Origin of the sequence: Longimicrobium sp., assembly GCA_036387335.1 — a bacterium.
GTDB lineage: Bacteria > Gemmatimonadota > Gemmatimonadetes > Longimicrobiales > Longimicrobiaceae > Longimicrobium.
This window is the reverse complement of the sequence record DASVTZ010000154.1, coordinates 15,223-38,612: the sequence shown is the minus strand read 5'-3', so window position 1 is coordinate 38,612 and position 23,390 is coordinate 15,223. Positions and strand designations below refer to the sequence as shown.

The window sequence follows — 23,390 nt, the reverse complement described above, 5'->3', positions numbered from 1 at the left end:
CTCCCGCCGATGCGCGCCTTCACCGACCAGGGGTAGGGGCTCTCGCGCAGCAGGATCTCGTCGTGGTTCGACTCCAGGATCAGCACGTCGCACCCCCGCAGCGCGTGCCGAACCGTCGCCGTGGCGCGGCCGAGGTCGGTGGCAATGCCCAGCTTCTCGCCGGTGGCGCGCTCGGTGACCGTCACGGCGACGGGGTCGATGGCGTCGTGGACAGTCAGGAAGGGGGTCACGACGAGGCCGCCGATCTCCACTTCGCGGTCGCTGGTGTAGGCGACGATGCGCTCAGTGCCGTCCAGCAGGTCGTCGCAGATGGAGCGGGTCTTGTCTGTCAGGTAGAGCGGGAGGCCCCAGCGGCGCGCGGCCACGCCCATCCCGCGGGTGTGGTCGCTGTGGTCGTGCGTCACTAGGAGCGCGGTGAGGGTGCACGGGTCGACCTCCACGGCGTGCAGGCGGCGCTCCAGGTCGCGCCCACTGAACCCCGCATCGACGAGCAGGCGCACGCCGTCCGATTCGATCAGGACGGCGTTGCCTCTGCTTCCGCTTCCCAGGACGGTGACCTTCAAGGTGATGCGCGGGGTGGGAGGAGAGTGCTAAGTGCTGGGTGCTAAGTGCTGAACAACGGTGCGTGAGTGCGTTAGTGCGTGAGTGCGCTGTTCACTTAGGACTTAGCACTTAGCACTTTAGCACTTGGTTACTCCGGCCTCGCCCGCTTCCATGCCGCTTCCAGCTGCGCGCGGGCGCCGGGGGCGAGCTCCACCTTGCGGCGCGCCATGGCGCGCTCGGCGACTTCGAGGAACTTGTCGACCCGGTACGCCGATAGATCCTCTCCTGTTCCCCAACTGAAGGGCGGAACGTACTTCGGGGGCATCTCGGCGCCGTACAGGTTGCTCCCCGCGCCGACCACGGTGCCGGTGTTCAGGAGGAGGCCGATCCCCGTCTTCACGTGGTCGCCGAGGAAGCAGCCCATCTTGATCTCGCCCGTGTCGGTCTCGCCGGTGGGGGTCCAGAGGCGCACGGTGCCGTAGTTGTTCTTGAGGTCGCTGTTGGTGGTGAACGCGCCCAGGTTCACCCACGCGCCCAGGTAGGCGTGGCCGATGTGCCCGTCGTGCGCCTTGTTGACGTACGACAGGCAGATGCTCTCCGCGAACTCGCCGCGGATGCGGCACACCTCGCCGGTGGAGAACGCCTCCAGCGAGCCGCCCAGGATGGTGCTGCGCTTCCCCACGTACGCCGGGCCTGCGATGCGGCTGAAGGCACGCACCGTCACCCCGTCGTCGAACCACACGGGCCCGCCGGTGGCGTCGATCACCACGCCGGGCTCGATCCGCACGCCCTCGCCCTGAATGATGGGGTGCTCGCCGAACCAGTGGACGCCGTGGGGCAGGGCAGTGGCGGGCGGCTTCGGGAAGAGGCCCTCCACGTCCACCGCCACCTGCCCGAAGCCCTCGGACATCAGCTCCCACACGCGGTGTAGGGTGCGTCCCGGGAGCTGCACGGCGCCGGTGCGGTCCAGGTGGCGTGCCGGCTCGGTGAACCACTCCGCGTTCGGGGCGGGAGTGCCGGCGGGGGCGTACCACCCCACCACCTCGTCGCCCACCAGCAGCGGCCCCGCGCCGCCGCGCCGCTCGCGCCACGTATCTCCGCTCCCCCACGCCGGCACCGCGCGCGCCGCGATGAAGAGCCGGTCCCCCTCCGTGGGGATCTCGTCGAACGACAGGACGGGCGCCGCGCCGGGCTCCGCGAAGCCGGCCAGGTGCCCGGCCGCGAGGTGCCCCGCCACGCGCCCCCCGAAGAGCCGCTCCGCGCGCTCGCGAAAGGTCATCGCCCCAAAGCGGAGCTCCCCCGCCGGCCGCGTGAGGGCGAACGGCTCCCACGCGCGCGTGACGGCGTCATCGAAGAGGATCAGGGAGAGGTCTGGCATGGAGAAAGTGCGTGAGTGCGTTAGTGCGTGAGTGCGTTGGGGAGTGCCCAGTGCCGAGTGCCTAGTGCCCAGTCTCCGGCGGTTGAAACCGCAGCAACAACCGCGGGAAGGCCGCCTTCGCGGACTGGGGCGCCGCCGAGATCTGCCTCGACCTCTCCCCCTCACCCGCCCTGCGCCCCCGCAGGCGGGGGAGGGGGCCGGGGGGAGGGGGCCTTTCAGCGAGGAACGAGCGGGGGTGAGGGCCCCCTCACAGATTCCGCAGCTCCTCCGGCAGTTGCGCAAGCATCTCCTTCAGCTCCGGCGTGCGGTCGCGGTGGGCGACGAAGGTGACGCCGCCCGTGCGCACGATCAGCAGGTCCTCCACGCCGAACGCAACCACCGGACCGTCGTCGGCATAGAGCGTGAGGCCGCGCGACTCGACGGCGTAGGCCGGGCCCAGCACCACGTTCCCCGCCTCGTCGGCGGGGCGGGTGCGCCGGACGGCATCCCAGGCGCCCACGTCGTCCCAGTCGAAGGTGGCGCGCACCACGCCGACGCGGTCGGAGCGCTCGAGGACCGCGTGGTCGATGGAGAGGGTGGGGGCGCGGGCGAAGAAGGCGTCCGTGTCGCCGGCGCGCACCACGGCGACCAGCTCGGAGAACTCGGGGGAGACGCGCTCCATCTCGTCCAGCAGGTCGGCGGCGCGCCAGACGAAGAGGCCCGTGTTCCACAGGTACTCGCCCGAGGCCAGGTAGCCCGCGGCGGTGGCGGCGTCCGGCTTCTCCACGAAGCGCGCAACGCCGTAGCCGGGGTCGCCAAGCGGATCCACGTCGGTGCCGGCGAGGGGATCGCCCAGGCGCACGTAGCCGTACCCCGTCTCCGGGCGCGTGGGGACGGCGCCGATGGTGAAGAGGCGGCGGTGCGCAACGGCCAGCTCGGCGGCGCGCGCGATCAGCTCGCGGAACTTCTCCGGCGGCGCGATCACGTGGTCCGCGTGCAGCGACACCATGACCGCGTCCGGGTCACGGCGCTCCACCTCGGCGGCGGCCCAGGCGAGGACGGGGGCAGTGCCTGCGGCGCGCGGCTCCAGGAGGAGATTCTGCTCGCCCAGCTCGGGAAGGGCGCCGAGCAGCGGGCCGGCCAGGTGCGCGCCGGTCAGGATGCGCAGCCGCTCCGCGGGCACCAGCGGAAGGATGCGGTCCACGGTGTCGCGGATCAGCGGCTGCGCCGATGCCAGCGGCAGCAGCTGCTTGGGGCGTGCGGGGGTGCTCACCGGCCAGAAACGCGAACCCACACCGCCGGCAAGGATCACCGTCCAGAGGTGTGGGCTCGGGGCCGGGGCGCCGTCGGTGTCGCTCACGGGTGCGCCTCGGGTCTGCTTGAGATGAATGTCAGTCTTCGCCGGACGGCTCGCCGCCGCCGAACAGCTCGTCCACCCGCGCCAGCAGCTTCTTGGGCGAGAACGGCTTGGTGAAGAAGTCCGTCGCGCCCAGCTCCAGCGCCTGGTGCCGGTCCGCGTCCTGCCCCTTGGCCGTCAGGATGATGACCGGCGTCTTGCGGCGGTGCTTCAGCGCGCGCGCCTCGGCCAGCACCTCCAGCCCGGTGACGTAGGGCATCATGATGTCCAGCAGCACCACGTCGATCGGCTCGTCCGACTTCAGCACCTCCAGCGCCTCGCGGCCGTCGGAGACGAGCGTCACCTGGTAGGGGCCCTGCTCCAGCTTCATCTGGATGATGCGGCCGATGTGGGGCTCGTCGTCGGCCACCAGCACGCGGCGCATCACCGGCTCGGCGGACGCGGTGGTCATACCAGCCGGGCGAGGGCCTCGCGGCGCGCGCCCACCTCGTGCAGGAGCGGCGCGAACCCGACCCCGTCGCGCAGGAGGACCGCCAGGAGGAGCTCTTCCGAGAGCACCTCCACCACCGCCACCCCGCTCCCCATCCGCGCCACCACCGTCGATGCGGCCCCGGTGCCCGCGGCCTCGCCCAGCGCGCGCGCCGACTGCGCCACCCCGGGTACCATGGCGGAGACCGTCTCGGCGTCCAGCGACGAGTCGCCCGCGTGCTGGATCAGGAGGCCGTCGCGCCCCAGCACCAGCACGTGCTCCACCCCGGGGTGGGCGCGCAGGGCTTGAAGGGCGTCGTCGAGCTCGGACATGGCGCGGATCTCCGGCGGGCGTGTGTGTCGGGTGGCGGTATGGCGTAGGGGGTCAACGTACCCGCGCACGGGGGGGCGCGTCAACCCTGATGCCACCCCGGAACCCTTGTGGTGTACTTGACGTGACCCTCGCGCGCGGGCTAGGATTCCCGCGGCGCCCGGAGCTTTCCGGGCGCGTTCCTGTTCCGCGCGCAAACCGCAGTCGATTCTCACGATAGGAAGAACCGTGCGCAGGTTTCTGCTGATCCTCGCCGCCGCGCTTTCCGCGCCGGCCGTCGCCGCGTGCGACGACCCGACGTCGTTCCTCAACGAGCCCGTGCTGCGCGCCGATTCCGCGCTGGTGCTGCGCGCCCCCACCGCGCCGGGCGCCGACGCGCCCTCCGCGCTCAACGGCGCCGGGCCGAACACCGTATCGCCGGAGCGCCCGCAGTTCGCGGGGCAGTACGACTTCGCGCTGCGGCAGAGCGGCTCCACCTTTCGCTTCGTCGTGACCGAGACGTCCACGCGCGCCGGGCGGCCCGGGATCGCGTTGAGCACCACGCCCTACGCGAACATCGAGGAGGCCTCGCGCCGCCGCTCGGAGTACGCGGACAGCTCGGTGGTGCTGGTGGCGGGCGCGTCGTACACCTACCGCACCCGCCAGTACCAGAGCGCCGTCGGCCCCTGCTTCAACTACGGCAAGCTGAGGGTGTTGACGCTGGACCCGGCCGCGGGGACGGCCAGCGTGCAGGCGATGGTGAACCTCAACTGCGACGACGAGCGCCTGACCGCGGACTGATGCTCGACATCCAGCAGATCCGCCACGACCCGGACGGGGTCCGCGAGCGCCTGGCCGCGCGCGGCAACCCCGCCGAGACCGACGCCGCCGTGGAGCGCCTCGGCGCGCTCGATGCAGAGCGCCGCGGGCTGGTGGCGGAGGCGGACGCGCTCAAGGCCCGCCGCAACCAGGTCTCGCGCGAGGTGGGCGAGATGAAGCGCCGCGGCGAGGACGCCGATGCGCTCGTCACCGAGATGCGCGCCGTGGGCGACCGCATCGGCGAGATCGACGTGCGCGTGCGGGGCGTGGAGGAGGAGCGCGACCGGCTCCTCCTGAACATCCCCAACGTCACCGACCCCTCCGCCCCTGCCGGCGGCGAGGAGGCGAACTCGGTCGTGAGGACGTGGGGAGATCCGCGCCGCTTCGACTTCACGCCGCGCCCGCACTGGGAGCTAGCGGCGGAGCTGGGGATGCTGGACCTGGCGGGCGGCGCCAAGGTGGCGGGGAGCGGCTTTCCGGCGTACCGGGGGATCGGGGCGCGGCTGCAGCGCGCCCTCATCAACTTCATGCTCGACCTGCACACCACCGAGCACGGCTACACGGAGATCGAGCCGCCCTTCCTCGTGGGCCGCGACGCCATGACGGGGACGGGGCAGCTCCCCAAGTTCGAGGACGACGCGTACCGCATCGAGAGCGACGACCTCTTCCTGATCCCCACCGCCGAGGTGCCGGTCACCAACCTGCACCGCGACGAGCTGCTGGCGGGCGACCGGCTTCCGATCGCCTACACAGCGTACTCCCCCTGCTTCCGCCGCGAAGCCGGCTCGGCGGGCAAGGACACGCGAGGCCTCCTGCGCCTCCACCAGTTCGACAAGGTGGAGATGGTGCGGTTCGAGCGGCCGGAGGCATCGGACGAGGCGCTGGAGCGGCTGGTGGCGCAGGCGGAGCGCGTGCTTCAGCTCCTGGAGCTCCCCTATCGCATCCTGCTGCTGGCCGCGGGGGACACCGGTTTCTCCAGCGCCAAGACGTACGACCTGGAGGTGTGGGCGCCGGGGGTGGATCGCTGGCTGGAGGTGAGCAGCTGCTCCAACTTCCGCGACTTCCAGGCGCGGCGCGCGGGCATCCGCTTCCGGCGGGAGGCGGGGGCGAAGCCGGAGTTCGTGCACACGCTGAACGGCTCGGGGGTGGCCCTGCCGCGCACGGTGGTGGCGCTGATCGAGAACGGGCAGCAGGAGGACGGCTCGGTCGTCATCCCCGAGGCGCTGCGGCGCTACCTCGGCACGGACCGGATCGCGGCGCCCGCCGGGCCCGCGTAGCATCATCTAAAGGGGCGCGGCCCGCCGCGCTCCGTACTCCCCCTCCGCGTATGAGCCGCCGCCTCTGGCCGACGCTGCTGGGCCTGATGGCCGCGGCGATCCTGGCGTCGTACGTCCTCTACAACCAGCTGCTGGTGCGCGAGATGCGCCGCGAGGCCGCGGTGCACACGCGCATGGTCACCGCCATCCTGAGCGGCCTCAACGACCCCAGCGAAGACGCGCCGCTGCAGACGCTCTGGAAGCTGTCGGCCACCATGCCGCAGCTCGACGTCCCGTTCGTGTACCTGGACAGCGAGGGGGTGCCGGCCTATGCCATCAACCTCCCCTTCGAGGCGGACCTGGCGAACCCGCGCGACGCGGCGCGGGTGAAGGCGTACGCGCGCGAGCTGGGGCGCCGCAACCCGCCGGTGGTGGAGCCGCTGCTGGGCACTACCTACTACGGCGACTCCCCCACGGTGCGCCGCCTGCGCTGGATCCCCTGGCTGCAGGTGACGGCGCTGGCGGGGATCCTGGTGGCGGCGTGGTGGATGGTGCGGCACAACACGCGCACGGAGCGGGAGCGGATCTGGGCCGCCATGGCGCGCGAGTCCGCCCACCAGATGGCGACGCCGCTCTCCTCGCTCGCCGGCTGGGTGGAGATCCTGCGCCTTCCGCAGGAGGAGCGCGAGGACATGGCGTCGCTGCCGGCGGTGGCCGCGGAGATGGAGGCCGACCTGGACCGCCTCGAAAAGGTGGCGCACCGCTTCGAGTGGATTGGCCGCCCGGTGCAGACGCAGGCGGTGGAGGTGCGCACCCTCCTGCGCGTGCTGGAGCGCTACATGCGCGTGCGCCTTCCTCGCCTGGGCCGCCAGGTGCAGATCGAGGTCGACGTCCCCGAGGGCACGCCGCCGGTTCTGGCCAACGCCGTGCTGCTGGAGTGGGCGCTGGAGAACCTGGTCAAGAACGCCCTCGACGCCCTCGCCGGCACCGGCGGCCGCATCTGCGTGGAGGCCGAATCCCGCGGCGAGCGCCGCGTCTCCATCCGCGTGACGGACGACGGGCCGGGAGTGGCGCCCGCGGTGCGCAACACGCTCTTCGATCCCGGCATCTCCACCAAGAAGGGTGGCTGGGGCGTGGGCCTCTCCCTGGCGCGCCGCATTGTCGAAGACGTGCACGGCGGCCGCCTCGCGCTCCTCCCCTCGGAGCCCGGCGCGCGCGGCGCATCTTTCGAGATCACCCTCCCCGCCGCCGATCCGGCCGGCGGCGAAGGCATCCGTGCCCTGCGCTTCAGCGGCGCGTCACGCGGATGAACAGCAACTGCATGGCTCACACAGAGACACAGAGACACAGAGGAAGAACCGAAGGAAGGGTTTCCTCTGTGGCTTTCAGTTCCTTCTGTGTCTCTGTGTGAAATTGCTGTTTCGGCGCACTCACGCACTAACGCACTGAATGGCAGTCGATCTTTCCCACCTGAACCCCGAGCAGCGCGAGGCGGCCGGCCACTTCGAGGGGCCGCTGCTCGTGCTGGCGGGTGCGGGCTCCGGCAAGACGCGCGTGCTCACCACCCGCATCGCGTGGCTCGTGGACGAGATGGGCGTGGACCCGGGGAGCATCCTCTCGCTCACCTTCACCAACAAGGCCGCGGGCGAGATGCGCGAGCGCGTCCGTGCGCGGCTCGGGCGCGAGCCGACGGGGATGTGGATCGGGACCTTCCACGCTATCGGCGCGCGCATGCTCCGGAGGGACGCCACGCGGCTGGGGTGGACGCCCAACTTCGTCGTGTACGACGCGGACGACGCGGAGGCGCTCACCAAGCGCATCATCCGCGACGACCTGCGGCTGGACATCAAGCGCTGGCCGCCGCGCGCGGTGCACTCCGCCATCTCGTCTGCCAAGAACGAGCTGACGGGGCCGCAGGCGTACGCGGACAGCGCGTCGGACCCGTTCCAGCGCGTGGTGGCGGACGTCTACCCGCGCTACCAGGCGGCGCTCAAGAACGCCAACGCCTTCGACTTCGACGACCTGCTGGTGAAGCCCGTCGAGCTCCTGCGCACCATGCCCGCCGTGCGCGAGCGCTACCGGGAGCGCTTCCCCTTCGTGCTGGTGGACGAGTACCAGGACACCAACCACGCGCAGTACGTCCTATTGCAGGAGTTAGTGAAGGAGAACGGGAGCGAGAACCTGTTCGTAGTGGGCGACGACGACCAGTCCATCTACGGCTGGCGCGGCGCGGACGTGCGCAACATCCTGGACTTCGAAAAGGACTTCCCGCAGGCGCGCGTGGTGAGGCTGGAGCAAAACTACCGCTCCACGCAGACCATCCTGGCCGCCGCCAACCGCGTCATCGCCGAGAACGTGCGGCGCAAGGGGAAGACGCTGCGCACCGAGAACGCGGAGGGCGAGAAACTCACGCTCGTGGAGGCGGCGGACGAGAGCGACGAGAGCGAGTGGATCGCCGACGAGGTGCGCGCCCGCCAGGCCGACGATCCGACGCTGGAGCTGCGCAACTTCGTCGTCCTGTACCGCACCAACGCACAGTCGCGCGCCATGGAAGAGGCGCTGCGCCGCCGCGGCATCCCGTACCGCGTCATCGGCGGCACCCGCTTCTACGAGCGGCGCGAGGTGCGCGACGCCCTCGCCTACCTGCGCCTGGTCGCCAGCCCCGGCGCGGACGAGGCCTTTCTGCGCATCGTCAACGTCCCCCGCCGCGGCATCGGCGACGCGTCCGTGGCGCGGCTGGCGGAGCACGCCTCGCGCGCCGGCATCTCGCTCCTGGCCGCGGCCGAGCACGCGGGCGAGGTGGACGGCATCCGCGGCGCGGCGGCGCGGGCGCTCCCCGACCTGGCGGCGCTCATCCGCAAGCACGCGGCGATGGCGGAGCGGGGGATGCCCGTCCCCGAGCTGATGCGCGACCTGGTGACGGAGAGCGGGCTGGTGCAGTCGCTCAAGGACGAGGGCCCGGACGGCGACGACCGCGTCGCCAACCTCGAGGAGCTCATCGCAGGCGCCGCCGACCTCCAGCGGCGCCTGGACGAGGAGGACCCCGAGCTGATGATGGAGCTGGAGGAGATCGGGGAGACCGCGCCGAGGAGCATCGACCTCTTCCTGGGGCACGTGGCGCTCGTGGCCGACATCGACCAGCACGACGCCTCCGCTGACGCGGTGTCGATGATGACGCTGCACAACGCCAAGGGGCTGGAGTTCCCCTTCGTCTTCATCGCGGGGATGGAGGACGGGCTCTTTCCCATGAGCCGCGCGCACGACGAGCCGGCGCAGCTGGAGGAGGAGCGCCGCCTCTTCTACGTGGGGATCACCCGCGCCGAACGGAAGCTGTACCTGATCCACGCCCGCCGCCGCCGCCGCGGCGCGCAGTGGATGGATGCCATCCCGTCCTCGTTCCTGGAGTCGGTGCCGGACGAGCTGACGGAGACGCGCCGCACAGCGCGCATCATGGAGCGCAGCTCGTCGTACTCGCAGCCGTGGAAGTTCGTCTCCCCCGACTTCCGCAGCCGCCGCGACCGCCTCTACGGCGCCCCGGCCCCGCTCGCCTCCCCCGCGAGCGACGACGGGTACACGGTGGACTACTCGGACTCGCAGGACGCGCCGCAGATCATCAAGGGCGCGCGCGTTCGCCACCCGCAGTTCGGCGCCGGCACCGTGGCCGAGCTGGCGGGTGGGGGGCGGGACGTTCGCGCCACCATCGACTTCGACTCCGTGGGGCGCAAGTCGGTGGTGCTGCGCTACGCGAACCTGGAGCGCGAATGGGAGTAATGGCGCGATCCGTGCGGGCGTGGAGCCGCTGGCCCGCGTCTTCCATCAGAGGGGCTGCCGGTGACGGGGCGCGGGCGCGCATCGTCATCCTTTCCGGAGCTTCCGGCAATCTGTTCACCCGTGAAATGAAGCCGTGTCCGTCGCGTTACTCAGCAGGCTGAGCCGTGTTCTCGCGATGTGCATGCTCCTCGCCGTGATCGCTTCCGCCGCCGCCGAAGCGCCCGAGCTGGCGCCCGCACCCGGCGACCGGCGCGAGCTGGTGGTGCTGGTGCACGGGATGGGGCGCAGCCGCCTTTCGATGTTCGTCATGGCCCGCTCCCTGGAGAGCTCGGGCTACCGCGTCCTAAACTGGGGCTACCCCAGCACCGCCGGGGGCGTCCCCGTGCTCGGCGAGCGCCTGTCGGAGGCGGTGCGCACCCACCGGGGCGACGCACCGCGCGTCCACTTCGTGACGCACTCGCTGGGGAGCATCATCGTGCGTTGGGCGCTGGCCAACGACCCGCCGGCGCCGCTGGGGCGCGTGGTGATGCTTGCGCCGCCCAACCAGGGCTCGCGCAGCGCCGACCGCTACACGCCCTGGGTGGGCTGGCTCATGCCTCCCATCCGCGAGCTGCGCACCGACTCCACCGCCACCGCCCGCACGCTCCCCCTGCCGTCCAACGCCGAGGTCGGCGTGATCGCGGGCGAGCGCGACGGCAAGGTATCCATCAGCGAGTCGCACCTGGAGGGGGAGCGGGAGCACGTGGTCGTCCGCGCGCACCACACCTTCATCATGAACCGCGGCGACGTGCGGCGCCTGGTGACCCGCTTCCTCGGCACCGGCTCCTTCGGCCACGCGGACGGGCGCCCGGCGCACCCGCACGCGGGGCGGTAGGGGCCCCACCCCCAGCGTCGCTCCGCGACGCATCCCCCTCCCCCACAACTGCCTGGGGGAGGGGGTTTTGCTTGCATCCGCGACCGAGACCGCTTCAGCGGTCTTCGCGTGGTTCCAGCCGGGGGCTTCAGCCCCCGGTTTCCGCGGTTGTTGCAGCGGTTTCAACCGCCCGTCCCCACCTGCTCCAGATACCCGAACGGTACCTCGGGCAGCGGAAAGAACTCGTCGGCCATCTCGCGGAGGAGCTCGGGGCGGTCCCAGGCGCCGTCGCGGAGGGCCATGCGGCGCACCTGCTTCGAGAGGGAGAGGTTGCGGTCGCCGATGGGGTCCAGGCCCGCCGCGATCGCCTCGCCGCGGTGGTTCAGGTAGTCGACCACGTAGTCGAACGAGCGCTCCACGTACCCCTGCACCGTCTCCGGCGCCAGCTCCCACCGCGAGTTGGTGATCAGGGTTCCGAAGACGTTCTGCCAGCGGTCGTTGTCCTGGAAGCGGATCAGGCCGCGGAAGATGCGGCGGTTGGTGCGGAAGGAGAAGAGGGTGGCCGAGAGCACCTGGTCGAAGAGGGTGTCGGCCGCCGTGTGATCGTGGTCCATCACCACGCTGCGCGCCAGGCGGATGTACCGCTCGCCCACGTGCTTGTCCATCCGCACTTCCCAGTACGAGTGCCCCAGCCCCTTGGTGGACGACGTCAGCAGGAGCTGGCGCGGGACGTACCAGTTGTGCGCGATGGTGTCCGCCGCCAAGTGCGACAGGTATCCCAGCCCCACCGCCCGCAGCCGGTCCGAAGGGGCGGAGGAGTGGATCTCCTCGCCGATGTGCCAGTGGTGGCAGTGGCGACCCTCGGGGGCGTACTTCTTGGCGAGGGAGATGTCCGCCGCCAGCGAGCCATACAGGAAGTCCCACGGATGTGCCGCCAACAGCACCCGCACCGCCTCCGGAACCAGGTGCAGGTTCTGGAGGAGCGTCTGCCCCAGGTACACGTGCGTCGCCGGACCCCAGGCATAGGCGGGGTTCGGCAGCAGGAGCAGGAGCAGCGCGGCGATGCCGCAGGCGGCGAGCAGGGCTCCACCTCCCCGGCTATTGGTGATCCGCGAGGTCTTCGGCCTCGGCGTCCAGCTCGTCGGACCCGTTGGCGGCGTGGCGGAGCTGCTCGCGCGCGTCGGCCAGGATGCGCTGCACCTCGTCGCGGAACTCCTCCAGCAGCTCGCGCCCTACGTCGATCACCTCCTCCTCCGTCAGCCCCTCGACCTGTGCCGGCTCCGGAAGCCGCACCCGCACCGCATCGGCGGGGACGGTGCCGCGCAGGCGTCCGCGCTTGGGCTTCAGCTCGCGCATCAGCCGCTCGCGCGCGGTCTTGGGGCGCGGCCGCAGCAGCAGCGTCGCGCCCACGCCCAGCGCCGTGCCGATGGCGAACGCGGTGAGGAAGTCGGTGGTGTCGTCCTGTTCGGGCATGGGGCCTCGGAAGTGCGTTGGTGCGTGAGTGCGTGAGTGCGTTTCGTGTTCGGCACTTCCCACTCAGGACTCGGGACCTGGGAGGCGGGACGGCTCTCGGGCTTCGATGTGGATGCTCAGCGCTTCGTCGGTGATCTCGTGGTCCATCGGGTCGGTCGTGGGCCGTGGCGCGAGAGTGCGGCGGAGCTCGCCCGCTCCCGCCTTCACGCCGCGCAGGGTGGAGGCGGTGCGGATGAAGAGCGCCTCCGCCTCCTGCTGCGCCACGTCGAGCAGCGCGTTCAGGTCGGCGGCGCGGGTCTCGGCGCTTTCCACCACGCGGCCGATCCGCTCGTTGGCGCTGGTGACGGTGCGGCTGATCTCCGTGACGTTGCCCTGCACGGTCGCGACCATGGCGCGGGCGGATTCGCTGGCGGCGATGGCGTTGCGCACCGCCGGGTCCACGTCGATGCGCAGCTTCTCCGCCGCGGCCTTCACCTTCTTGTACACCTTCCACGACAGCAGCAGGATCGCCAGCGTCAGGATGCCGATCCCGATCAGGGCGAGCGCGATGACGATCTGCGCGATGCTGCTCAGCGTTTCGACCCACCCGCTCTGCGCCGGTATCGCGACCACCGTGTCGCGCGCCGCCGCCTGTGCCAGGCCGGCCACCACCGCCGGGTTGAGTGCTTCGAATACGATCAAACGGATTGCTCCGGAAGCGGCAGATTAGTGCGTTAGTGCGTTAGTGCGTGGATGCGTCTCTGCCTCGGTGCGCTGGTGCGTAAACGCGGTTGTGCATTGGTGCGTCGGCGTCGATGCGTTGGGTCCGTCGATGCATCGGTGCATCGGTGCGTCGGTGCGGGCCGCCGGCGTCGCACACCGGGGGATGAATCCCCCGGCTGGAACTACGCGAAGTCGGCTGAAGCCGACTCGTGCACCGGGCATCCCTCCCACACTCTTTTCCTCCCACCCACACCCTGTCTCCCACCGCCTGTCCTCCCGCCCCTCTGTCATCCTGAGCGACGCGCTGCTCAGACCTCGCCCGATCTCTGATGTTTGGCGCGGAGCGAAGGATCTACTGCGCGTGGCGAGAGGCCCGTGGGTACTCGCCGTCCTCTTGCCTCGCCGGCTAGATCCTTCGGTCGCCGCAGGAGTGCGGTGCGCCGCGCAGGTCTGCGCAGGCGGCTTCCTCAGGATGACAAAATGGAGGAGCAACGCACTCACGCACCTTTCCGTTCACTCCAGTAGATCCACCCCCAGCGTACGCGTACCCAGTTTGGGGACGATGCGCGGAGCGAGGCGGGCGGCACGGCCGGCGCGGAAGCGGCGCGTCACCTCCTCAGCGACCTTGCCGGGCAGGGTGACCAGCGCTCCGGCGTCGCGGCCGTCCAGCCAGCGGCGGAGGGCTGAGTCCAGCGCTTCCACGCCGCCCGCGGACTCGGCCAGGGCGCGCACCTCGGGCGATGCGGACCAGCCTCCGCACAGGTTCGCCACCTCGCTGGCGTACAGGTCGCCCAGCGGAAGGAGCGGCTCGGGAGGGAGCGCGGCGCCCAGCAGCAGCTCCGTTTTGTTGGCCGGATGCGCGGTCAGAACGCCCTCCAGCAGACGCGCCTTCAGCCGCCGAGTCTCCTCCGCCAGACGCTCGCGGGGGGTGCCGGGCGGCAGAAGGTGCAAGAGCGGTTCCAACTCGGCCCCATCTACCGATACGCGCACTACGGCGTCATTTCCCAGCGCGGCGGTTAGGAAACGAGCGGCGAGCGCGGCTTCCGGCGAGCCGTCGTCCAGCAGCGCGACGCGTTGGGCGCCGCGGTCGAGCAGGGCCTGGCGGGTGACGGCGCCAATCGCGTCGCCGATGCGGGCGGCGCGGCGCTCAGACTCCGTCACCGCGCCTCCACGATGCGCGCCAACTCGCGCAGGATGATGTCAGGGCGGTCGTCGCGGGCCTGCGAGAAGGGGCGGCGCGCGGCGGCAACCGCGTCTAAAGACAGATCCACGGTGAGGCGGTCCTCGGCCATGTCGTCGCCGCGCGCGATGATGTCGCCGCCGGGGGCGACGATGATGGAGCCGCCGGCGAAGACGCAGCTTCCCTCGACGCCCACCATGTTCGCGAGCACCACGTAGACGCCGTACGCGGAGGCAGCGGCGCAGCAGAGGTGCTCCCACGAGGCGCGTGATGCCCATCGCCCGCCCGCGGCGCCACCCGCCCACGCGCCGCGGCCGGAGGCGGCGGACTGCACGAGGATCAGGTGCGCGCCGTCCGCGGCGAGGAGGTAGGCGAGGGCGGGGTGCCACAGGTCCTCGCACACCAGCATCCCGACGCGCCACCCGCCGCCCGCGTCGTAGGCGCGCACCCGCTCGCCGCGGCCGAAGAAGCGCCCCTCCTCGAACATCCCATACGTGGGAAGGTGCACCTTGCGGTGGCGATGGAGGACGCGCCCGCCCCGCAGGTGCAGTGCCGCGTTGTAGGGGGTGAACCGCGCGTCGTGCTCGATCGTCCCGACCACGACGTCGGGCCCGTCCGCCAGGGCGGGGAAGGGGTCGTCCGCCTCGGGCACGGCCAGCGTGTGGACGGAGTCGCGCACGTCGTAGCCGGTCAGGGAGAGCTCGGGCGTCAGGACCACGTCCACCCCGTCGCGCGCCGCGTCGGACTGGGCGCGGGCGATGCGCGCGAGGTTGGCGGCGGGGTCGGCGAGCACGGAGGACATCTGCTCCACCCGCAGCCGGACGGTGCGGCCCCAGCTCATCCGTGGCCCAGCTCCCGCGACAGCCCCTCCACGCGCGATACGGGCACGGCGAAGACGATGCCGGTGGTGGGACCGTCCAGGTCGCCGCACACCTCGCGCACGAGGGCCATCACGCGCTCCACCTTGTCGTCCGCCATCACGCTGAACAGGGTGTGGTTGCGGGGGCGGGCGCGGCGCAGCGCCTCCAGCCCGGCGAAGATGGGGGCCTCGTTCGCCAGCAGCCGTCCCATCCCCTCGCTCTGCAGGACGGTGGCGCCGGTCACGCCCAGCTCCAGGAAACCGGCGAGGAGCTCCTCCGTCTTCTCCTCGTCGACCACGGCGATCACGAGCTGCACGGCGCTCTCCGGTGGGGCGGCATGGCTTGCGCAAAGGGGTTCGCGCATCTTATCCCACGCGGCGAAGGGGTGTCAAGCAAAGCACGGGGCGCCGTGCACGATCTTTGCGCCCGCCCCCGGCGACCCTCCCGCGCGGCGCGGCCATCCGGCCGGCAGCCGGGGCGGCGCACATCCAAAAGATCCGGAGCCGAGAGTGCCCAAGTTCATCGTCCACGGCGGCCAGCCGCTGAATGGCGTCATCCGTCCCACCGGCAACAAGAACGCGGCGCTTCCCATGATCGCCGCCACCCTTCTGACAGAGGAGGACGTCTTCCTGGAGAACGTCCCGCGCATCAAGGACGTGCTCACGCTGCTGAGCCTCCTGGAGGTGCTGGGCGCGGAGACGGAGTGGACCGGCCCCAGCGAGGTGCGCGTGCGCGCCGCGAACGTGGGCGAGACGCAGCTCGACGCGGGGCAGGCGGCGCGCATCCGCGCATCCATCCTCCTGGCCGGCCCCATGGTGGCGCGCACGGGCGGGATGCAGCTCCCCCCGCCGGGCGGCGACGTCATCGGCCGGCGGCGCGTGGACACGCACTTCCTGGCGCTCCGCAAGCTCGGCGCGGAGGTGGTGGAGGACCCCGACTTCTTCGGCCTGCGCGCCGAGGGCGGGCTCAAGGGCGCGGACATGTTCCTGGACGAGCCCAGCGTCACGGCGACCGAGAACGCCGTCATGGCCGCCTCGCTGGCGAAAGGGACTACGCGCATCCGCAACGCAGCCGCCGAGCCGCACGTCCAGGACCTGTGCAACATGCTGGTGGGGATGGGCGCCACGATCAACGGCATCGGCACGGGAACGCTGGAGATCGAGGGGCGGGAGCGGCTGCGCGGCGGCCGCTTCCGCATCACCTCGGACCACATCGAGATCGGCTCGTTCATCGGCCTGGCGGTGGTCACGCGCGGCGAGATCACCATCCAGGACGCCGCCGTCCACCACCTGGACTCCACGCTGATCGGCTTCCGCCGCCTGGGCGTGCAGGTGGAGGTGCGCGGCGACGACCTGTTCATTCCCGGCGGCCAGGAGCCGGAGGTGCAGATGGACATGGGCGGCCACATCCCCACGCTGGGCGACGGGCCGTGGCCCCAGTTCCCGGCCGACCTCACCTCCATCGCGCTGGTGACGGCCACGCAGTGCCGCGGCACCATCCTGGTGCACGAGAAGATGTTCGAGAGCCGGATGTTCTTTGCGGACAAGCTGGTCTCGATGGGCGCGCGCCTGGTGCTCTGCGACCCGCACCGCGTGCTGGTGATCGGCCCCTCGCCCCTGCGCGGCGCACCGGTGGAGAGCCCCGACATCCGCGCAGGCATGGCCCTCCTGATCGCCGCCCTGGGCGCCCGCGGCCGCAGCGACATCTACAACATCGCGCAGATCGAGCGCGGCTACGAGCGCATCGACGAGCGCCTGATCGCCCTCGGCGCGCGGATCGAAAAGGCGGATTCGCGGACCTGAGGCGGGCCCCCTCCCCCGCTCGTTCCTCGCGGCCCCTCCCCCAAAACAACCTGGGGGAGGGGCGGACGCCGGCATCTGCCCGCGGGGCCACAGATCCGGTAGGGGCGCGATTCATCGCGCCCGTGTCCGCCGCCGCTCCGCGAACCCGTGTTCGGAACCCAATCCTTGGTAGGGGCAGCCCCACGTGGCTGCCCGTGCCCGCCGCCGCGACGACCCGCGCGACGGGCGCGGATGCCCGCAAACCGCCCCTCCCCCGCGGTTTGGGGGAGGGGCCGCGAGGAACGAGCGGGGGAGGGGGCCCCCGCGAAACCTGCCTCGACACCGTACCGTTCACGAAGGGCGAGCCACTCGCCTTCACCTCATCACCGGAAGACCACCATGACAGACGAACAGCGCAAGCGCCCGGCAGGGATCGGCGAGGGCATCCGGACGGGGATCGGGGTGCTGACGGCGTTCAAGGAAGCCATCGAGGAGACCATCCAGGAGACCGTCGACCGCGGCGACCTGAAGCCGGAGCGTGCCAAGCAGGCGCTCACCGACGCGCTCACCCGCGCGCAGGGGGCCGTGGGTGACGTGCGCGAGCGGCTCGACTTCGTGTCCCGCAAGGAGTTCGACGAGCTGCGCGCCGAAGTGGCGGAGCTGCGGCGCAGGCTGGACGGCGGCGGCGCGGCGACGCTCCTCTCGCCTCCCACCGGCGGCGACCGGCCGGGCGGCGAGGGTCCGCTCGAACAGCGGATGCCATGAGCGTGGCCGAGCCCGCCGCCGCGCGTACCGTCGCGGAGGTGCGCGCGGCGGGCGACGTGCCGCTGTGGGTGCACCCCGGGTGGGCGGAGCGCTTCCCCTTTCTCGTGCAGGGCACCACCGGCCGCGGCGACGGCGACGAGTCGTTCGACCTGGGCCTCTCCGGCGAGCAGCCGGTCGGCGCGGTGCTGGGCCGCTGGCGGGCGCTGGCGGCGGGAACCGGGATGGAGACCGTGGCCCATGCGCGCCAGGTGCACGCGGCGGACATCTGGATCCACCGCGAGCGCGGGGCGCCGGGGATCGTGGTGATGGACCGCTTCGACGGCCACGTCACCGACCGCGCGGGCCTACTGCTGACGGTGAGCGTCGCCGATTGCGTCCCTGTCTTCGTCGTCGATCCGGAGGCGCGCGCCGTCGCGCTGGTGCACTCCGGGTGGCGCGGGACGGCGGCGGGGATCGTGGAGCGCGCCATCCACCGGCTGGTGGAGAGCTGGCAGAGCCCGCCCGAGCGGCTCTGGCTGCACTGCGGTCCCTCCATCTGCGGCGAATGCTACGAGGTTGGGCCGGAGGTGCACGCAGGCGTCCACCCGGACCGCGAGCCGCCCGCCGGGAACACGCCCATCGACCTGCGCGCCGCCATCGCCGCGCGCGCCGTGGCCGCGGGGCTCGTGGCCGAGCACGTCTCCGTGTCGTCGCACTGCACGCTGTGCGGCGACGACGACTTCTTTTCGCACCGCGGCGGGTCGCCGGGGCGGCAGATGGGGGTGCTGGGCGTCAGGTGATCCGCCGCGTGGGGAATTTTCCCTACGCGGCCCGCGGAATCGGCCCCATTCTCACGACGCGCTTCGGCATGTACATTGGGTGCGTGGAGTACGCCTCCCGCCACCGCCGAACCGTGAACCGCTCTCCCGCATCCCGACTGACCGCGCTGCTCGCCGCGGTGCTGTTCTTTCTCGCCTGGGGCGGGGAAGCGGCCGGGGCGCACGCGTGCCCGCACCACGCGGGGGTGCACCGGGCGCCGGGCGCGCACCACGATGCGGGGCACGGCGCGGGCGCGCACCACGGCGCTCCCGAAGAGGGGGACGCGGGGCAGCACGACGCGTGCACCTGCGCCACCGGGTGCCCCTCCGCCACGGGCTCGCTCCTCCCCGCGCCCGTCGCGGATGCGGGGATCCAGGTCGCGGAGTCGCGCATCGCGCCGCGTCCCTTCCCCACGGTGCAGTCGCCCGCGCCGCTCTTCCTGCCGTACTTCCTGCCGTACTCCCTGGCTCCACCTCTCGGCTGACGGATCGACCCCCATACGCTCGCGGCTCCTGGACGGCCGGCATTCCGCCGGCCCGGCCGCGGCATGGTACGCATCATCAAGCCGAAGAGGTGGTCTCTTGTTCCGCATCTCACGAATCGCGGCCTGTCTGGCCGTGCTCGCATACGCACACCCCGTCCGCGCGCAGGGCCCCGGCGCCGTGGAGGGGACCGTCACCCTCGCATCCAGCGGCGCGCCGCTCGCCGGAGTCACCGTCCGCGCGAACGACGGACCCGGTGCCGCCACCGACGCGCGCGGCCGCTTCCGCATCGCCGCTCTGGCGCCCGGGGAATACCGCGTCACCGCGCGGCGCGTGGGGCTGGCGGACGCCGAGCTCTCCGTCCGCGTCGCTCCCGGCGCCACCGCCCGCGCCGACTTCGCGCTCGCGGAGGCCAGGGTCGTCCTCGCGTCGGTGGTGGTGAGCGCGACGCGCGAGGTCCGCCGCCTGGGCCAGACGCCGGCGTCGGTGGGCGTCGTCTCCTCCGCCGAGCTGCGCGAGGCGCGCCCCACGCATCCGTCCGAGATCATGCAGCGCATCCCCGGCGTGTGGGTGAGCGCCACGGGCGGCGAGGGGCACACCACCTCCATCCGCCAGCCCAAGACCACGAATCCCGTCTACCTGTACCTGGAAGACGGCATTCCCACGCGCTCCACCGGCTTCTTCAACCACAACGCGCTGTACGAGATCAACGTGCCGCAGGCGGAGCGCGTGGAGGTGATCAAGGGGCCGGCGACCGCGCTGTACGGGAGCGACGCCATCGGCGGCGTGATCGACGTGGAGACGCGCGCCCCCTCCGCCCGCAACGGCGCCGAGGCGTACGTGGAGGGCGGGGACTTCGGATGGGGCCGCGTGCTCGCCTCCGGCACGACGCGCGGTGTGCGCGACGGCGTGCGCGCGGACGTCAACCTGACGCGCTCCTCCGGATGGCGCGAGAGCACGGGGTACGACCGCCGCAGCGGAACCGTGCGCTGGGACCACCTCTTCCGGAGCGCATCGCTGAAGACGGTGCTCGCCGTGTCCAGCATCGACCAGGAGACGGCGGGCGCCTCCACGCTCATGGCCGGCGACTTCGACCACGATCCGACCCGCAACTACACGCCGATTTCCTTTCGCAAGGTGAGGGCGCTCCGCCTCTCGTCCGCGTTCGAGCGTCCGGGGCGCGGCTCGCTGCTCAGCGTGACGCCCTTTGTCCGCTGGAACGAGATGGAGATCCTGCCGGACTGGTCGCTGACCTACGATCCCACACTGTACACGACGGGCCACCGATCACTGGGCGTGGTCGCGCGCTACCGGCGCGAACTGGAGCCGCTGCGCACGCGCCTCATCGTGGGGACGGATGTGGACTACAGCCCCGGATTCCGCCAGGAGAACCGGGTGATCGCCGCCACCGGCGGCGCCGCGGATCCCGTCTACCACAGCTACACGCTGGGCGCGCGGACGTACGACTACGACGTCACCTTTCTCGGCGTCTCGCCCTACCTGCAGGCGGAGATCGCGGCGGCCCCGCGGCTCAACGTCACCGCCGGGGTGCGCTTCGACCGGATCGGCTACCGCTACGACAACCGGCTCACCGCGGTGGACACGGGCGCCTACCGCCGTCCGGCCGACGCGGACGTGGATTTCAGCCACCTGAGCCCCAAGCTAGGCGCCACCTACGAAGCTTCCCGCGCCGCCAACCTCTTCGTGTCGTACGCGCACGGCTTCCGCGCCCCGTCCGAGGGGCAGATCTTCCGCGCCGGGCGCTCGGCGGGGACGCTGGGGCTTCTCCCCAACCGCGCGGACAGCTACGAGGCCGGCGTGCGCGGCGAGATCGCGCGGCGCTTCGGCTACACCCTGGCCTTCTACCGCATGGACGTGCGCGACGACGTGCTGACGCTGGTGAACACCGCCGACAACACGCGCGAGACGGTGAACGCGGGCCACACGCTGCATCGCGGCGTCGAGGCGGGGGTGGGCGCCGAGCTCGGCGCGGGCCTCCGCGCGGACGTGAGCGTGTCCCGCGCGAAGCACACGTACGAGGAGTGGTCGCCGCGCACCGGCGTCGACTTCGCGGGCAAGGAGATGGAATCCGCCCCGCGCGACCTGTGGAGCGCGCGCCTGCACTACGCGCCGGCCTGGCTCCGCGCCGCGCACGTGACGGGCGAGTGGCAGCGCGTGGGATCGTACTGGATGGACGCGGACAACACGCACCGCTACGACGGCCACACGCTCCTCTCCCTCTCGGCCGGCGTCCCCGTGAGCCGCATGCTGGAGGCGACGGTGCGCGTGAACAACCTGGCGAACGAGCACTACGCCGAGAACGCCTCGTACACGAGCGCGCAGCGCGGCCCCGAGTACGCCCCCGGCCTGCCCCGCAGCGTGTACGCGGGCCTCCAGCTCCGCATCGGGAGGTGAGGCGATGAGGAAGACGATCGTGGCCGCCGCCGTCCTGGCGACCGCGGCCGGCGCCTCGCTGGCCGCCTGGAGCACGCCGCCCTCCGCGCACCTGGGCGCGGAGCGGACTCTGGCCGCCTCGCACGCCAGTAACCCCACCGCCGCGCTCGATCCGCGCGGAGGCGCCGGGTTCGTGGCCTGGGTCGCGACGCGGGGGAACGCGTCGGACGTGTACCTGGCGCGCGCGGAGGGCGGCGCGCCGGTGCGCGTAAACGACGTTCCCGGCGACGCGGCTCCCCACGAGCAGGCCCCGGCGCAGGTCGCCGCGGGCCCGCGCGGCGCGGTGTACGTGCTCTGGCAGAACAATCGCGAGATCTCCGGCCGTCGCTTCCCCGCGAGCGACCTCCGCCTGGCGCGCTCCACGGACGGCGGGCGCACCTTCGCCCCCGCCGTGACGGTGAACGACGACGCGGGGGGCCTCCCCTCCTCGCACACCTTTCACGACCTGCAGGTGGCGCCGGACGGTACGGTGTACGTTTCCTGGCTCGACTCGCGGCGCCGCGATGCATACAGCCAAGCGCATCCGTTGCCCGTGAAGGCGGCGGGCCACGGCCACGGTGCGCACGGCGGCCACGGCGGCGAGACCCGCGATCCGCGCATGCCTGAGTCCGAGATCCGCGTGGCGCGCTCCACGGACGGCGGCGCCACCTTTGGCGCGAGCATGGTGGTGGACGATGGCGTCTGCCCCTGCTGCCGCACCTCGCTCGCGATCGCGCCGGATGGTGGCGTGTACGTGGCGTGGCGCAAGGTGTACGACGGTGACGTGCGCGACGTGGTGGTCGCGCGCCTGCCGCCGGGCGGCAAGGCGTTCGGCGCGCCGGTGCGGGTGCACGCGGATGGCTGGGTCTTTCCCGGTTGCCCGCACGCGGGACCGTCGATCGCCGTGGATGCGCGCGGGCGGCTGCACGTGGCGTGGTACACGGGAAAGGAGGGGCGCCAGGGGCTCTGGTACGCCCGCTCGGACGACGCGGGGCGCACCTTCAGCGGCGCGGCGCCGGTGCTCACCGGCGGCTGGGTCCCTCCCTCCCGCGCCACCGTAGCCGCGGACGGGGATCGCGTCTGGGTCACCTGGGACGACCGCCGCACCCCCGACGGCGCCCTGTCCATCGCGCGCGTGGACGGCGCGGCGCCCGCGCCGGAGAGCAGCACGGCGGGGCGGGGAAGGTCCCCCGCGCTCGCCGCCGCGGGAGGCCGCGTGCTCCTCGCCTGGCTGGACCACGGCGCCGTGCGCGTGCGGGAGACCGCGCGCGACTGAGCTCCGCGGCATGGTACGATGCCGGAACGGTTTTTCCGTACCCCGCGTGCACCAACCGCCACGGGGAGAGACGGATGCAGCGCAGGAGCTTCGAAGGGATCGAAGAGGTCCGCGTGGAAACGCTCGGCGAGCTGGTGGACCGCACCACGCCCACCGACTACGATCCCGCCAGCGGGCGGCTGCGCGCGGCGTCGGTGTTCCGCGGCTCCAAGTGCTCGGAATGGGCGCTCCTCACCAGCCTGGACCGGCTGGGCGGGATCGATCCGCCGCACACCAAGGCGCCCCTGGAGGAGCACATCCTCCGCAACTTCATCCGCTACTCGCGCCCCCATCTCCAGCAGCAGCCGGCCAACGAGTGGGAGCTCCTGGTGACGGCGCAGCACCACGGCCTCCCCACCCGGCTCCTGGACTGGACCTACTCTCCGCTGGTGGCCGCGCACTTCGCCACGCTGGGCGGCGACCCGTCGCTGGACCGCGTCATCTGGCGGCTGGACTGGGGGAAGCTCCACGAGCGCTTCGACCTCCCGCCCATCGCCCTTCTCGTGCAGGAGCTGGACAAGCTCCTGCGCGAGCGGGGGATCGACTCGCCCTGGACGCTCTTCAGCGAGCCCGAGCGTAGCGACCACCTCGTCTGCATGCTCGATCCGCCCGCGCTGGACAACCGCATCGTGGTGCAGGCCGCCGCCTTCACCATTTCCACGGACAAGACGCGCTCCTTCGACGAGATCCTCCGCGAGAACGGCCTGCTGGGCGCGCTCACCCGCTACGTGATCCCCGCCGAGCGCGTCGACCACCTCCGCGACCAGCTCGACCTGGTCACGATGGACGAGCGCCGGCTCTTTCCCGACCTGGACGGCGTGGCCGCGGAGATGCGGCGGTACTACGATGCGTCGGCGGAGGAGTAGG

General features: G+C 72.0%; 23 protein-coding genes. 12 read left to right on the top strand and 11 right to left on the bottom strand.

Annotation, left to right across the window (positions count from 1 at the left end):
* From VF647_14970 to VF647_14950, 5 genes are all read right to left on the bottom strand, one after another.
* The coding region (locus tag VF647_14970; protein HEX8453403.1) for an MBL fold metallo-hydrolase at window positions 1-563 on the bottom strand (563 nt) is incomplete at its 3' end.
* Window positions 564-691: 128 nt separating this feature from the next.
* Window positions 692-1,921 (bottom strand): putative sugar nucleotidyl transferase, encoded by a 1,230-nt coding sequence (locus tag VF647_14965; GenBank protein HEX8453402.1) that lies wholly within the window; start codon window positions 1,919-1,921, stop codon window positions 692-694.
* Window positions 1,922-2,168: 247 nt separating this feature from the next.
* Complete coding sequence (locus VF647_14960) at window positions 2,169-3,260, bottom strand: sugar phosphate nucleotidyltransferase (protein HEX8453401.1); 1,092 nt, start codon at window positions 3,258-3,260, stop codon at window positions 2,169-2,171.
* Between the two features lie 31 nt (window positions 3,261-3,291).
* A complete protein-coding gene (locus VF647_14955; protein HEX8453400.1) occupies window positions 3,292-3,708 on the bottom strand; it encodes a response regulator in 417 nt (138 codons plus the stop codon).
* Window positions 3,705-4,058, bottom strand: coding sequence for a roadblock/LC7 domain-containing protein (locus VF647_14950; protein ID HEX8453399.1), 354 nt, complete (start codon window positions 4,056-4,058; stop codon window positions 3,705-3,707). Before VF647_14950 ends, VF647_14955 begins: the two co-directional genes overlap by 4 nt.
* Before the next feature lie 226 nt (window positions 4,059-4,284).
* Here VF647_14950 and VF647_14945 point away from each other — a divergent pair, with 226 nt between their 5' ends.
* The 5 genes from VF647_14945 (at window position 4,285) to VF647_14925 (ending at window position 10,755) form a co-directional block, all read left to right on the top strand.
* A complete protein-coding gene (locus tag VF647_14945; GenBank protein ID HEX8453398.1) occupies window positions 4,285-4,836 on the top strand; it encodes a hypothetical protein in 552 nt (183 codons plus the stop codon).
* Entirely contained in the window at window positions 4,836-6,131 is a 1,296-nt protein-coding gene (serS, locus tag VF647_14940; protein ID HEX8453397.1) for a serine--tRNA ligase, read from the top strand. The genes VF647_14945 and serS overlap by 1 nt, the downstream gene beginning before the upstream one ends.
* 50 nt (window positions 6,132-6,181) lie before the next feature.
* The gene (locus VF647_14935; GenBank protein ID HEX8453396.1) at window positions 6,182-7,420 is read left to right on the top strand and encodes a HAMP domain-containing sensor histidine kinase; all 1,239 of its coding nucleotides are present in this window, start codon (window positions 6,182-6,184) and stop codon (window positions 7,418-7,420) included.
* A gap of 139 nt (window positions 7,421-7,559) precedes the next feature.
* Complete coding sequence (locus VF647_14930) at window positions 7,560-9,881, top strand: UvrD-helicase domain-containing protein (protein HEX8453395.1); 2,322 nt, start codon at window positions 7,560-7,562, stop codon at window positions 9,879-9,881.
* Between the two features lie 181 nt (window positions 9,882-10,062).
* Window positions 10,063-10,755 carry a hypothetical protein gene (locus VF647_14925; protein HEX8453394.1) on the top strand — a complete coding sequence of 231 codons (693 nt, stop codon included), beginning with the start codon at window positions 10,063-10,065 and terminating at the stop codon, window positions 10,753-10,755.
* A 161-nt stretch (window positions 10,756-10,916) separates the two neighbouring features.
* On the opposite strand, the gene VF647_14920 is transcribed toward VF647_14925, so the two are convergent.
* The 6 genes from VF647_14920 to VF647_14895 form a co-directional block, all read right to left on the bottom strand.
* Complete coding sequence (locus VF647_14920; GenBank protein HEX8453393.1) at window positions 10,917-11,735, bottom strand: zinc dependent phospholipase C family protein; 819 nt, start codon at window positions 11,733-11,735, stop codon at window positions 10,917-10,919.
* Between the two features lie 97 nt (window positions 11,736-11,832).
* Window positions 11,833-12,207 carry a hypothetical protein gene (locus VF647_14915; GenBank protein ID HEX8453392.1) on the bottom strand — a complete coding sequence of 125 codons (375 nt, stop codon included), beginning with the start codon at window positions 12,205-12,207 and terminating at the stop codon, window positions 11,833-11,835.
* Window positions 12,208-12,270: 63 nt separating this feature from the next.
* Window positions 12,271-12,888 carry a hypothetical protein gene (locus VF647_14910; GenBank protein HEX8453391.1) on the bottom strand — a complete coding sequence of 206 codons (618 nt, stop codon included), beginning with the start codon at window positions 12,886-12,888 and terminating at the stop codon, window positions 12,271-12,273.
* 534 nt (window positions 12,889-13,422) lie between these two features.
* On the bottom strand, window positions 13,423-14,070 hold the full coding sequence (locus VF647_14905; GenBank protein ID HEX8453390.1) for a hypothetical protein: 648 nt from the start codon (window positions 14,068-14,070) through the stop codon (window positions 13,423-13,425).
* On the bottom strand, window positions 14,067-14,930 hold the full coding sequence (locus tag VF647_14900) for a nitrilase-related carbon-nitrogen hydrolase (GenBank protein ID HEX8453389.1): 864 nt from the start codon (window positions 14,928-14,930) through the stop codon (window positions 14,067-14,069). Before VF647_14900 ends, VF647_14905 begins: the two co-directional genes overlap by 4 nt.
* On the bottom strand, window positions 14,927-15,265 hold the full coding sequence (locus VF647_14895) for a P-II family nitrogen regulator (protein HEX8453388.1): 339 nt from the start codon (window positions 15,263-15,265) through the stop codon (window positions 14,927-14,929). The genes VF647_14900 and VF647_14895 overlap by 4 nt, the downstream gene beginning before the upstream one ends.
* A gap of 193 nt (window positions 15,266-15,458) precedes the next feature.
* On the opposite strand from VF647_14895, the gene murA reads away from it, so the two are divergent.
* The 7 genes from murA to VF647_14860 all read left to right on the top strand — a co-directional run bounded on the left by murA (window position 15,459) and on the right by VF647_14860 (window position 23,389).
* A complete protein-coding gene (murA, locus tag VF647_14890) occupies window positions 15,459-16,751 on the top strand; it encodes a UDP-N-acetylglucosamine 1-carboxyvinyltransferase (GenBank protein ID HEX8453387.1) in 1,293 nt (430 codons plus the stop codon).
* 378 nt (window positions 16,752-17,129) lie between these two features.
* The gene (locus tag VF647_14885) at window positions 17,130-17,495 is read left to right on the top strand and encodes a hypothetical protein (GenBank protein HEX8453386.1); all 366 of its coding nucleotides are present in this window, start codon (window positions 17,130-17,132) and stop codon (window positions 17,493-17,495) included.
* Window positions 17,492-18,274: a polyphenol oxidase family protein gene (locus VF647_14880; GenBank protein ID HEX8453385.1), complete on the top strand. Its 783-nt coding sequence runs from the start codon at window positions 17,492-17,494 to the stop codon at window positions 18,272-18,274. Before VF647_14885 ends, VF647_14880 begins: the two co-directional genes overlap by 4 nt.
* Window positions 18,275-18,387: 113 nt before the next feature.
* Window positions 18,388-18,777, top strand: coding sequence for a hypothetical protein (locus tag VF647_14875; GenBank protein ID HEX8453384.1), 390 nt, complete (start codon window positions 18,388-18,390; stop codon window positions 18,775-18,777).
* 97 nt (window positions 18,778-18,874) lie between these two features.
* Window positions 18,875-21,190: a TonB-dependent receptor gene (locus tag VF647_14870; protein ID HEX8453383.1), complete on the top strand. Its 2,316-nt coding sequence runs from the start codon at window positions 18,875-18,877 to the stop codon at window positions 21,188-21,190.
* A 4-nt stretch (window positions 21,191-21,194) separates the two neighbouring features.
* The gene (locus tag VF647_14865; GenBank protein ID HEX8453382.1) at window positions 21,195-22,484 is read left to right on the top strand and encodes a sialidase family protein; all 1,290 of its coding nucleotides are present in this window, start codon (window positions 21,195-21,197) and stop codon (window positions 22,482-22,484) included.
* Window positions 22,485-22,558: 74 nt separating this feature from the next.
* The gene (locus tag VF647_14860; protein HEX8453381.1) at window positions 22,559-23,389 is read left to right on the top strand and encodes an FRG domain-containing protein; all 831 of its coding nucleotides are present in this window, start codon (window positions 22,559-22,561) and stop codon (window positions 23,387-23,389) included.
* The last annotated feature ends 1 nt before the right edge of the window (window position 23,390 follow it).